We start from the raw sequence: 12,802 nt of genomic DNA, 5'->3' as shown, positions 1-12,802 counted from the left end.
AATAACCCATTCTCGTTAATTATCACCCATTTTTTACCTTAAAACACTTAATTTCAGCCTTTTTACTAGCAATAATGGCACTTGTTACGACTCAATGACAGAAGCTCATCCTCAGTTTTCCCTACTGTTTTCGTTTTAAACATGCATTTTAAAAAAACGTACGGCAAAGCCGTACGCTTCAATTATAAAACAATCGCAATCAAACCGCCATGCCCTTCATTGACGATCTTTGTCAGTGACAGTTGGAGTTTTTCTCTTGCATTCTCTGGCATTAACGCGAGTTTCGCTTGAATGCCGTCTCTTACAATCGCACTAAGTGAGCGACCAAAAACTTCACGGTCCCATATCGATAATGGATCGGATTCATAGTCTCGCATCAAATAGCGAATCAATTCTTCACCTTGACTTTCCGTCCCAATAATCGGCGCAAATTCCGAGGTTACATCAACTTTAATCATATGAATCGATGGAGCTTTCGCATGAAGTTTCACACCGTAGCGCTGACCTTGTTTAATAATTTCCGGTTCGTCTAACGTCATATCTTCTAATTGTGGACTACTGACACCATAACCGGTTTGCTTGACCATCTGTAGTGCCCCTTCTACTTCGCGATACTCTTTTTCTGCTAAGGTTAAACGGTGCATTAATTTTATAAATTGAGCTTTGGATTCAATTTCTTCGCCAATCATTTCCGTTAAGACGCGGTCATAAATGTCATCGGTCGTATCTAAATCAATCGAGGCAATGCCCTGCCCCATTTCCATTGTATTTATATGGGCTTCACTAATATAATCATACGTCCGAAAGGCTTGAATCATTTCTTCAACATCTCGTAATCGTTTGATTTCTTTTAATGTCTCACTAATCGCTTGGTTAAAATGTTGCCGTAACCAGTGCGTATCATGTAAGGTCAACACCCATTCTGGTAATTGCACATTTAGTTCCAATACTGGGAATTCAAATAACGCTTCGCGTAAAATCGCGTATAATTCTTCTTCTGTGCTTTCCTCAACATTTAAAGGAATAACCGGAATATCATAATTTTCTTTTAACGTATCACGTAAGTATAAGGTATCTTCGCTCGTTGGTTTGGTTGTATTTAACACCATAATGAACGGTTTACCGACTTCTTTTAACTCACTGACCACTTTTTCTTCTGCTTCAACATAGTGGCTTCTTGGAATTTCACCAAAACTACCATCCGTTGATAAAACGACACCGATCGTTGAATGGTCTTGAATTACCTTTCTTGTACCAATTTCAGCCGCATCTTTAAAAGGTATGGCTTCATCAAACCACGGGGTGTGAATCATCCGCGGGCCATGTTCATCCTCAAAACCTTGGGCTTCATCAATAATATAACCGACACAATCCACTAAGCGAATTCTGACATCAAACCCCTCATCGACCGATAATTGCACCGCTTGATTCGGGACAAATTTTGGTTCAGTTGTCATAATTGTTCGACCTTTAGCACTTTGTGGTAGTTCGTCTTTTGTTCGTTCGCGTTCTGAGAAATCGCTAATGTGTGGTAAAACCACCCGTTCCATAAATCGCTTAATAAACGTTGATTTACCCGTTCTGACTGCACCCACAACACCTAAATAAATATCGCCATCTGTTCTCAGTGAAATATCTTTTAAGACTGCCTCATTATCCATTTAAATCCTCCCCTATCTCAAGACAAGCTGCTCATATTAAAGCGTATGATGAGTAGGGGGAGGTTTATGCATCGAATCATGAATTTGTTAGTGGAAGAACTTTAATAGTGACAACAATCCCGATTGTTGCTGATTAGAAGTTATAATGCGGATGACCTCTTGTTTCTTCTGAGGTGATAATTCTTTATGCGTGAGACGTTCTAAAGTCTCTACCAGTCCGTGCACCGTCGTCTCATCGCTGAAATCAGCATGATCAACTGACTGTACGACCTTTAAAATATCATCCGCAGATAAAGACGTATGACGTTCAATGTAGCCCATAAACTGTTCAATTTGTTTTTGATCCAAAAAATACACCTCCCTTGCATAATACTTACTATATGCAAGAGAAGGTGTATATGTGTAAAAAATTAAACGTATTTATTTAGTCATAAGATTATTGTTCTTGTTTTAAATAATGCGCTTTTAACATCTCATGAATTTCATCTGTTTCTGGACGTCTTTGACGCGTCATTAATTGATCAACCATTGCTTGAGGATCGACATTCTCAAATAAAATCTGATAGATACCAGAGGTAATTGGCATATCAATACCCTTTTCTTTCGCTAACTGATAGGCCGCTTTAGCGGTTCTTACACCTTCAACGACCATCCCCATCTCTTGTAAAATGTCATCGAGTGAACCACCTTTGGCTAAAAGGTTCCCTGCTCGCCAGTTACGGCTATGTTGACTTGTTGAAGTCACAATTAAGTCACCAATACCGGTTAGACCGATAAAGGTCAGAGGATCGGCTCCCATCGCTGTTCCAAGACGTGCAATTTCTGCAAGTCCTCGCGTGACTAAGGCAGCCTTAGCGTTATCACCATATCCTAAACCATCTGAAATACCAGCCCCTAAGGCAATGATGTTTTTAAGTGAGCCTCCAAGTTCAACGCCGACAACATCTTTATTCGTATACACACGAAAACGATCGTTCATAAATAAGTGTTGCGCATGCGTCGCGCTTTTTTCTGATAATGAAGAAGCACTCACCGTGGTCGGTTGTTTAATGCTTACTTCCTCTGCATGAGATGGCCCTGAGAGGACAACAACCTCATCGAAGTATGCTTTAGTCAATTCTTCTTCCATCATCTCTGAGACGCGTTTAAACGTCTCTGGTTCAATCCCTTTTGTTCCATGAATAATGGTGACGTGATGGTCTAACACTTGTTTCACTTGTTGACAAACCGGACGAATTGCTTTGGTCGGTAAGACAAATACGAGCGCAGTCGTATCTTTCACAGCTTCAGTCAAATGACTTGTGACCGTGATTGTTTCCGGAATTTCTACGTTATTCAAATAAGCTTTGTTATGGTGGGTTTCATTGATTTCTTTAGCATGTTCCTCTAAGTGCGTCCATAACCAAACATCATGACCATTATCGTTGAGTACGAGCGCAAGCGCTGTACCCCAACTACCAGCACCTAAAACCGTTACTTTTTCCATCATTATCCTCCTCAGCTACGTCTGCGGGCAAATATTTTTATAGGTGTTCCTTCAAAACCAAAGGCATCACGAATACGATTCTCTAAAAAACGTTCATAGGAGAAGTGCATCAGTTCGGGATCGTTGACAAAAACAACGAAAGCAGGTGGTTTCACCGCTACTTGTGTCGCATAAAGTATTTTTAATCGTTTACCATTCATTGTTGGCGTTGGATTCATCGCAACGGCATCCATAATCACATCATTCAAGACGTTCGTTTCAACGCGAATCGCATGATTTTCACTGACTTTTTTCACTTCAGGAATTAATTTGTGTGTTCTTTTCTTCGTTAGTGCTGATAAAAAGACGATAGGTGCATAATCTAAGAATGGGAAGTGAACACGAACTTTTTCCTCAAATGCTTTCATTGCTTTTTCATCTGACTCAACGGTATCCCATTTATTCACGACAATGACAATCGCCTTACCAGCTTGATGAGCATAACCCGCAATTTTTTTATCTTGTTCAATGATGCCTTCTTCAGCATCAATAAGTGTCAAGACAACGTCTGAACGTTCGATGGCTTTTAAAGCACGTAAAATGCTGTAGCGCTCGGTTGATTCATAGATCTTCCCGCGTTTTCTCATACCAGCTGTATCAATGATGACATAATCTTGATCATCGCGTTTAAACGGCGTATCGATTGCGTCACGAGTCGTGCCCGCGATATTACTGACGATGACACGTTCTTCGTTTAAAATCGCATTCACAAGTGATGATTTACCGACATTAGGTCGACCAATAAGGCTAAAATAAATCGTATCGAGATCTTTTTCCTCTGTCTCAAGGGTAGGGAAATGACCAATCACCGCATCCAGCATGTCCCCTAACCCTAACCCGTGCGTTCCTGAAATCGGGTAGGGCTCTCCAAATCCTAAGCTGTAAAACTCATAAACACTTTCTCGCATTTCTGGGTTATCTACTTTATTGACGGCTAATACAACCGGCTTATTAGACTTGTACAAAATTTTCGCGACTTCTTCATCGGCCGCTGTAATACCTTCGCGTCCATTAACAATAAAGATAATCACGTCCGCTTCCTGAATCGCGACATCCGCTTGTTCGCGCATCTGGACAAGGAGGGGCTCGTCGCCTAGTTCAATCCCTCCTGTGTCAATTAAATTAAATGACGTTGTCAGCCACTCTGCTTGAGAGTAAATTCGGTCACGTGTCACACCTGGTACATCTTCTACAATTGAAATTCTTTCACCAACTAATCGATTAAATATAGTCGATTTACCAACGTTCGGTCGACCGACAATAGCTACGGTTGATTTTCTCATGAAAGGTTCATCCTTTCTATATTTGAAGTTTTGTGATTTGTTCTGTTTCTTATAGTGTCACCATGCAAAACGTCCACATGAAGATAAGCGGTCCTCATCTTCAAACGATGCATGATAACGGCATTTTCCAGTGATGCTACTGTTCCGACATCATCACTAAAAAGCTTGTTGTCAATAAAAAACTAACTGTTTAAGTTTAGCAAATATCAAACAATTAAACAATCTTTTTCATTGATTTTATCGTACATAATAAGAATAGACCTTCCCTTATCTTACAGGTCTCCTACCCTTATTACTACTACTTACCTTATATCATTCCACATCTTGCACTTAACTAAACAAAAAAGAAGACAAACGAGAAACTCGTCTGCCTTCTTCACTAGTTAACGATCCGCTTAGTCGTTTTTAAACTGATCGAGCTTGTCACCAATCATGTCACTGAATGAAAACCCTTGATCATCATCTTCTCTTTCATAAGCTTTAACTTCTTGGTCTACTTGTTCATCTTCAAGCTCTTTAATGCTAAGTGAAAGACGTTTGTCATCTGGATTGACCTCAAGCACTTTGACTGTTACTGTTTGACCTTCTTCAAGCTTTTCTTGAGGTGTGCCGATATGTTCACGTGAAATTTGAGAAATATGCACAAGACCTTCGACTTGTGGTAATACTTCTACAAAGGCACCGAAGTTTACGAGGCGCTTTACGGTACCTTCAACAACGTCACCTGCTTTAATTTCTTCTGCTACCTTTTCCCAAGGTCCTGGTAACGTTTGTTTACGTGACAATGAAATGCGTTCTTGGTCTTTATCAATTGACAAGACTTTTACTTTGATTGTATCACCTTCACTGACGATATCACTTGCTTTTTCAACATGTTCGTGCGCAAGTTGTGAAATGTGTACAAGACCATCAATACCACCAAGGTCTACGAACGCACCAAAGTCAGTCAGGCGGGCTACTTTACCTTCTAATACTTGACCTTCTTCGATCGCCTCTAATACTTGATCTTTTTGTTCTTGTTGTTCTGCTTCAACAACGGCACGGTGTGAGAGAATAACGCGATTTTTTTCACGATCGATTTCTTCTACTTTTAGTGTCAGTGTTTGACCTTTATAAGCCTCAAAATCATCTACAAAATGCGTTTCAACAAGTGACGCTGGAATAAAACCACGTACACCTACATCCACTACTAAACCGCCTTTAACGACATCTTTAACTGGTGCTTCAAATACTTCGCCAGATGCAAGTTTTGCTTCTAGGTCATCCCAAGCTTTTTCACTATCAACGGCACGCTTAGATAAAATAGCGCTACCTTCATCATCAATTTTAATAATTTTTAATGTTAATTCATCATCCATATTTACGAGTTCACGAGGTGATTCGATAGGTAGACTCGATAGTTCTTTAAGTGGCACACGGCCATCATCCTTAGAACCGAAAGCAACCAGCACTTCCTTATCTTCAATTGCTACAACTTTACCCGTAACAATTTCACCTACTTCAAATGTTTTGAAATTTTCTAACTCATTTGTCATTTCATCCATCAAAAAGTCCTCCTTCATTTCCAACAAAAATATAACTATCCTTGTACTAAGTTCTAACATTTCAGCCGATTTGTCAAGTGATATCTCCTAATTTTACTGATTATTCTCAATTAATTGTTTAATCGTTTGCATAATGTGCTCTGTCACAGCTTTCACATCTTGTTTCTCCTGACGGAAAGTGGCCATGTCAATCGGTTTCCCGTAAACAATTTTTACTTTTTTCCCTACTTGATAAGGACCGATGATCGCACAAGGGACGACCGTTGCTTGTGATCTTAAGGCAAAAAATCCGACACCACTGAGTCCTTTCCCTAATTGACCGGTTTTACTTCTTGTACCTTCTGGGAAAATGACTAAACCTTGATCGTTCTTCAACAGACCTAACGCTTTTCTTAATGCCCCGCGATCACTCATGCCACGTTTAATAGGAAAGACATGTATACTGGACAATAGTTTGCTCAGCCACTTTTTCTCAAATAACTCTTCTTTAGCGATAAAGTACATGTCCCGCTTGATTGAACCGCCAACAAGCGGTGGGTCTAGGTTTGAAATGTGGTTGGCACAGACAATGACAGGTCCTGTCATTGGAATGTTCTCCTCACCTTTGACTTCCATTCGATATAAAGGTTTTAACGCGTACCATACAAGACTTTTCACAAAATAATAAAAGGACATTTAGTTCACCTTCTCTTTGACGATGGCTAAAATCTCATTCTTCACTTCATCAATCGACTGTGAAGTCGTATCAAGTTCAATCGCATCCGATGCCTTTACGAGTGGTGATACTTCGCGCTCTTGATCGATTTTATCACGTTGTCTAATATCCGCTTTAATCGCTTCTAAGTCTGCTTCATAACCTTTAGCCAAATTCTCTTTGTATCGACGTTCCGCCCGCTCATCTACTGAAGCAATCATAAAGATTTTCACTGCAGCGTCTGGAATAACGTGTGTCCCGATATCACGGCCGTCCATTACCACTCCTGCTTGTTTAATCAGCTCACGCTGAATTTTTACCATTTCTCTTCGGACACCTTTATGAGTCGCTACGAGTGAGACGTTGTTTGAGACGTCATCTGTCCGAATAGCATCAGTTACATCCACCTCACCTAAGAAAATGTGTTGAGCATCATCTGTATACGACAATGAAATTGGCGCTTGTTTAAGCAAAGCTAATATTTCTCGCTCATCATCTAAATTCGCATGATTTTTAAGGGCTAGGTATGTTGCTGCGCGGTACATTGCCCCGGTGTCAATATAAGTGTAATGTAACGCTTCTGCCACCTTTTTAGCGACCGTACTTTTTCCAGCTGCAGCTGGTCCATCAATAGCAATATTAATTTTCTCCATGTGTAAAACCCCTTTTTCTTAATCCCCACGTCGTTGACGTAGTTGTTCCTCAAAACAAAACTGAATAATTTTTTCTCTATCTTTCTCATCAATTGACACAAATTTTAACGACATCACATTGTGACGTTCGGCTTCTTCTTTCATACGAATCAATGCCATTTGAACGAAAACATATTGATAACCACCATGGTTCACTTTAAAGACAAGTAAGCCATCAAATGTCGTACCTGGTTGATAAGACAAAGCTTGAGGCACATGGACAGCCATGCCCCCTCCACTAATATCAGCGGTGAGTGTCACTATTTTTTTATTCGTCTGTGTTTCTTTTAACGCCACATCCATACTGGAATTAATCCGTACGTATTCACGCCGTTGAATTTTTTTCATCTTTTTCGGATCATATACTAATTCTAACATAGGCACGTTTCGTTTTACACGTCCAGTAATTTCTCCCTCAAAGCGATACGCCATTTGCTGGTCATCAACATAAAAGACTTGAAAAGTTGTGCCAACTGGAAAAATATCCGTTCGATTTGTTTCTACATTGATTGGATAATCAATGTAGAGCTTGTGTTGTTTCTGTTCAACAACTCGACATTTAAAGCGTTTAACTTCATCATCTAAACCATTCAATTCAAGCGTTAAATTGGTTCCAATCTTCACCATCCATTTCACCCCAATATACATTAACGTTCTAAAATTTCCTCGATACGTTGATATTTATACCCCGCTTCTAGCAAGGCCATTAATTTTATTCTAGCTTTTGGCCCCGATAAACGCTTAGCAAAGATAAAGCCTTTATCTTTTAAATCACGGCCGCCTCCTGGATAACCGTACGTCGGTTGAACGACGCCTTTAAAGCTTCTAGACACAATAACAACAGGTATCTGTTGCTCAATTAACGTCTCTAATGTTCGAACGGTTTGTGGCGGTAAATTCCCTTGACCAAATCCCTCAATCACTAGGCCATCCATTTCTTGAGCTGTCAAAGACGCAATAAATCTTTCATCCATGCCTGCGAACGCTTTAATCAATGGCACATAAGTATTTACAGTCTGAAAAGCAATTTTTTCTCTTTCCATCCATTTATGATAAAAGTAAACTTCTTGTTTTGTAATAATCCCAATCGGACCAAATTGCGGACTTTGAAACGTCGCAACTGAACTTGATGATGTTTTAATGCAATATGCACTGCTATGGATCTCATCATTCATGACGACAAGTACACCTTTATTGATTGACTCTTTAGCACTCGCAACCCTTACTGCTCCAATTAAATTATATAATCCATCCGCTCCGACTTCATTACTTGAACGCATCGCGCCTGTAATAACAACAGGTGTGGATGTTTGTAAATATAAATCAAGAAAGTAAGCTGTTTCTTCCAAAGTATCGGTACCATGTGTCACAACAATACCTGAAAACGCCCGTTCTTTTAAACGCGATTCAATATGTTGACCTAACTGCAACATCTCTTTTGGCGTTATATGAGGAGAAGGTAAATCAAATAAATAATCTTCCTCAATCGTCGCCAACTGATTTAAGTCATTGCGATATTGTTTTAACGGATGCTCTTTTGTGACAATAGTCCCTAATGTAACATCATCCATCATGGCGATTGTTCCGCCTGTATGTATAACTAATACGTCTTCCAAATAAAACAACTCCTTCCGTTGAACCGTTAATATTATATCATAAGTTACGATAAAAAGTTATGATCATTTCTTAACAGCTTGAATAAACTAGGTATTTAGACATGAAAGAAGACGCCTTAAAGACGCCTCCTTAGATGCTTATTTTTTTACATGGGGTAAAAAGAGACGGGTGCCTTCTGGTAACACCTCAGTTGTTGACGTTATATGATTGATGTCTTTAATTGTGTCAAGTATGACCGGTGTTTGATAAAACCGGTCAACAATCTGAACCAACGTTTCATCTTTTAAGGTCATATATAAACGCCCTTCATACGTGACAAATTCTCCTGCCGGTCCTTCTACCTGTCGCTCAATTTCTTTTGATAAACGAAAACGAGCGTCGTCTTTTACAGTTGATTGATCGAACGTTTGTGCACCAACGACTTCTTCGTGAGAGGTGTTAAAAAATGTATCTTTCCAATATGGATACGTCAGCAGCAATACGACAAGAAGAATAAAGATAATCACCATTAAGCGAATCATCGCATAACTGATTTTTAGTCTTACTTTCTGCTTTTTTTCTTCATGGAGGCGACTTCTTGGTGGTAACCCAAGTACATCAATTCCCTCTTGAACGCTGCGATCTTGAGCTTCTTCATCTTCAGTATAAAAGCGTTTTTCATCTATTTCGGTTTTACTTTGTTCGAAGCGTTGTCTTAATTCTTTTGCCTGATCTTCATGTTGATCATCCATCTTATTCACCCTTCCAATCTTACACTTCTGTATACGGACGAATCCGCCTGTTTAACTTATCTTCCCACGTTAAGTTTTCTATTGACGTTTGTAATTGTATCGGCTCAAATTGGGCCAATCGAAATCCACATACCGAGCAACAACCGAATCGGTCTTTGTTTATGTCATGCTGAAACGGTTGATAAATTGATCGCCGAATACAACGATCATCACTTAGCGCCAGCAACAACTCAAATAATTTTTTGCGTTTAAATTGTTGCCTTTCTGTTACTGTTCTTACCCATGTATCTTTAAACTGATCGGTAAGTTTGTGATGATTGATAGTCTTATTATCGGTGATAATGTCATGGTTTTCAAGGTAGTTTTGTAAATAGCGCCGATGAATCTCATTTAATTGGTGGGTATCTGAAAAAAGGGCCAAATCCAGATGCGTTTGTTGGTCTAACAGGCGGAAGAGTTGTAACAGGACATTCTCTTCTATCATTTCGCCTTCAATTAATCGTTCGGTAATTAATCGGTCGTGTTCCGTCACTAGCGAAATACTGACACTATGTAAGTGATCGCGTCCTGCACGTCCGACTTCTTGAACAAAACTTTCAATTTGCGTTGGCAAATGATAATGCATCACTAATCGGACATCTTTTTTATTGACCCCCATACCAAAAGCGCTTGTCGCACAAATAACATCAAGCTCACCTGATAAAAATTGTTGTTGGATAAGCATCCGTTCATTATTTTCTAAATCACCATGATAATATGCGATACGATGGGTTGGCACGTGTTCTTTTAAATAATGACTCACACGTTCCGTTTCCTTTTTACTTGAAAAATAAATAATGGTTGGGACGTGGTAAGTGGATAAACAGTCAACAATATAACGATCTTTTTCATAATTAGAGGAGCATTTTTCCACAATAAAACTAATATTATCTCGATCAATCATATGAAGATGTTCTTTGATTTGTCTGGAAGAAAAGTGTTGATAGATATCCCGTTTAACATCCGCTGTTAGTGTGGCTGTTACAAGTAGTAGTGTCGGGTGTTTTAACGATTGCAACACACTTTCTAATTTCATATAATCCGGACGAAATTCATGTCCCCATTGTGAAATACAATGGGCTTCATCGACAACAAAAAATCGGACAGACAATTGTTTTAATCGCTTTAAAATCCAGTCTTGCTGTAAAAGTTCTGGCGAAATATAGAGAATCTTTAACAACTTCAAATTTTTTAAAACGTGTTGACGTTCGGTCGTTGTATTAAAACTATTAAGTGCGGCAACGCGCTTAATTCCGTGCGCTTTTAAATGTCTTACTTGGTCTTCCATCAATGATAAAAGCGGAGTTACGACAAGGGTTAACCCGTCATTCATTAAAGCGGGTACTTGATAACATATTGATTTACCCGCTCCCGTTGGGAGCGTTAGTAGTACATCATGCCCTTCATTTAAATCATCGATGACCGCTCTTTGACCGGTTTGAAATGCGTGGTAATTAAAGTAATGTTGTAACGTTTCTAATGCATTCATTGATGTAACCTCTTTTGATAATGAGCAAACACTAACCGCAAGTCTAAATAAGTCATTTCTTCAGGTAACGTGCGTTTAAGTTCGGCAAGTTTTTGTGTATGACGTTTTGATAGATAAGATTCAATGATCGCAATCTTCTCTTCTTCGACGTAATCATCGAGTTTAAAATGATCATCCAACATACAGATTTCTACGAGGTGATCTTCAATAGTGCCACGTTTTAGCTGACGTAGTTGAATTAAATCCTCAATTTTGTAGCCTTTGATTACGAGTTGATGCGTTTTCCGTGCTGAACGTGTCATCAAGCGTTCGTATATCTTTGGTTGATTGTCAGCAGGCAATAAATCAGATAGAAGGGTCTGGTGTTGTTGACTACGAATAAATAACGTGCGTTCAATTAAAGCCAGTGTCAGTAAAATATCGGCTTCTGTCACATGGTACCGATCGACAAGTTGCTGCAGCGACTGGCCATTATGATTAGCCGTTGATAAACGATCCAAATAAATGTGGCGCCTAATATCGGGATAGGTTTTTAACACATCGTAAAGTTGTTCGTAACATTGCTCCAGCCAATCACGTAAAGCGTGCTTATGCAGATGGTAATATTGTTTCACAAATGCTTGAATCGTTATATCGTCTATCAAGGGAATAAAACCAGTGTCATCCATAACGCGCTGGGTAAACGTTTGTATCGTTAAATAAAACCGCTTAGTAAAGATTTCTTTTGACTGATGATCAATTGGCCGTTCGAAGTTATGAGCTTCATCACAAGTATCTTTGTAAGTCGATAAATAATCCCACGCTTTGTCTGTGAGACGGTAATCTTTAGCGTTAAGCCACTCCATCAAACCTTCATTAACCATCTGATCAACATCATAGTCAAAAGCTTGGCGTGATAAATTTGGTAATAACCGATAATACGTATGTAATTGAAACAAGTGAAGATCCTGAATGGTTTGAGATGATTTTTTACCCGTTAAGATATGATAAATCGCCGCAGGAGACCGATTACTGTTAATGGTTTTTAGTAAATAAATCATGAGATAGCGAAACATCGTGTCACTTCCTTTCTATCATCATATCAGCTATATGAAAAAAATTCGAGCGTTAGTTCCATCTTAGGGTTGTCTCTTTTAACATTAATCTTTAGAATAAGAATGAATACGGATGGCTAACTTGGAGGGAACAACATGTGTTATTACACGAAAGTAGATAAAAGTTTATGTATCGCGTGCGGCTCATGTGGAGCTTTGGCACCTGATATTTACGATTATGATGATGAAGGACTTGCTTATAATGCGTTAGATAATAATTCAGGTCAAGCTAATATTCCAACGCTATTTGAAGATGATTTAATTGATGCTAGGGAGGCTTGTCCCACAGAAGCTATCACAGTGCAACAGACACCCTTTGATCTGTCATAATAAAAAGCGGTTCTTTGTCAAATGGTGTTGGCGAGAAGTTTTAACCAATAATTTCAAGCTTATATTTCACATGTTTCGGCTCTTTTTATGCAGCTGAAACATG

Annotated in this window: 13 protein-coding genes; 1 reads left to right on the top strand and 12 read right to left on the bottom strand. The window is 39.2% G+C overall.

All coding sequences use genetic code 11. The features are described from left to right. Positions 1–182: 182 nt before the first annotated feature. The 12 genes from spoIVA to BM390_RS08240 all read right to left on the bottom strand — a co-directional run bounded on the left by spoIVA (position 183) and on the right by BM390_RS08240 (position 12,330). Entirely contained in the window at positions 183–1,661 is a 1,479-nt protein-coding gene (gene spoIVA, locus BM390_RS08295) for a stage IV sporulation protein A (RefSeq protein WP_089854277.1), read from the bottom strand. A gap of 87 nt (positions 1,662–1,748) precedes the next feature. Further along, the gene (locus BM390_RS08290; protein WP_062319303.1) at positions 1,749–2,009 is read right to left on the bottom strand and encodes a stage VI sporulation protein F; all 261 of its coding nucleotides are present in this window, start codon (positions 2,007–2,009) and stop codon (positions 1,749–1,751) included. 88 nt (positions 2,010–2,097) lie between these two features. Continuing rightward, entirely contained in the window at positions 2,098–3,147 is a 1,050-nt protein-coding gene (locus BM390_RS08285; RefSeq protein WP_062319301.1) for an NAD(P)H-dependent glycerol-3-phosphate dehydrogenase, read from the bottom strand. Between the two features lie 11 nt (positions 3,148–3,158). Further along, positions 3,159–4,469, bottom strand: coding sequence for a ribosome biogenesis GTPase Der (der, locus tag BM390_RS08280; protein ID WP_062319299.1), 1,311 nt, complete (start codon positions 4,467–4,469; stop codon positions 3,159–3,161). 395 nt (positions 4,470–4,864) lie between these two features. After that, entirely contained in the window at positions 4,865–6,013 is a 1,149-nt protein-coding gene (rpsA, locus tag BM390_RS08275) for a 30S ribosomal protein S1 (RefSeq protein WP_062319297.1), read from the bottom strand. Between the two features lie 93 nt (positions 6,014–6,106). Further along, on the bottom strand, positions 6,107–6,688 hold the full coding sequence (locus BM390_RS08270; protein WP_062319294.1) for a lysophospholipid acyltransferase family protein: 582 nt from the start codon (positions 6,686–6,688) through the stop codon (positions 6,107–6,109). Beyond that, entirely contained in the window at positions 6,689–7,360 is a 672-nt protein-coding gene (gene cmk, locus BM390_RS08265; RefSeq protein WP_062319292.1) for a (d)CMP kinase, read from the bottom strand. An 18-nt stretch (positions 7,361–7,378) separates the two neighbouring features. Further along, entirely contained in the window at positions 7,379–8,026 is a 648-nt protein-coding gene (locus tag BM390_RS08260; RefSeq protein WP_062319439.1) for a flagellar brake protein, read from the bottom strand. Positions 8,027–8,046: 20 nt separating this feature from the next. After that, positions 8,047–9,015 carry an asparaginase gene (locus BM390_RS08255; RefSeq protein WP_062319290.1) on the bottom strand — a complete coding sequence of 323 codons (969 nt, stop codon included), beginning with the start codon at positions 9,013–9,015 and terminating at the stop codon, positions 8,047–8,049. 138 nt (positions 9,016–9,153) lie between these two features. Beyond that, positions 9,154–9,747 carry a hypothetical protein gene (locus BM390_RS08250; RefSeq protein ID WP_062319288.1) on the bottom strand — a complete coding sequence of 198 codons (594 nt, stop codon included), beginning with the start codon at positions 9,745–9,747 and terminating at the stop codon, positions 9,154–9,156. A 19-nt stretch (positions 9,748–9,766) separates the two neighbouring features. Continuing rightward, on the bottom strand, positions 9,767–11,275 hold the full coding sequence (locus BM390_RS08245; RefSeq protein ID WP_089854274.1) for a RecQ family ATP-dependent DNA helicase: 1,509 nt from the start codon (positions 11,273–11,275) through the stop codon (positions 9,767–9,769). Next, entirely contained in the window at positions 11,272–12,330 is a 1,059-nt protein-coding gene (locus BM390_RS08240) for a helix-turn-helix domain-containing protein (protein WP_089854272.1), read from the bottom strand. The genes BM390_RS08245 and BM390_RS08240 overlap by 4 nt, the downstream gene beginning before the upstream one ends. Positions 12,331–12,465: 135 nt before the next feature. Here BM390_RS08240 and BM390_RS08235 point away from each other — a divergent pair, with 135 nt between their 5' ends. Beyond that, entirely contained in the window at positions 12,466–12,699 is a 234-nt protein-coding gene (locus BM390_RS08235) for a ferredoxin (protein ID WP_062319277.1), read from the top strand. Positions 12,700–12,802: the final 103 nt, after the last annotated feature.

The sequence above is a fragment of the Halolactibacillus miurensis genome, from assembly GCF_900116255.1.
Classification (GTDB): domain Bacteria; phylum Bacillota; class Bacilli; order Bacillales; family Amphibacillaceae; genus Halolactibacillus; species Halolactibacillus miurensis.
The sequence above is the reverse complement of the archived record's forward strand: the minus strand, read 5'-3'. Positions and strand labels throughout refer to the sequence as shown.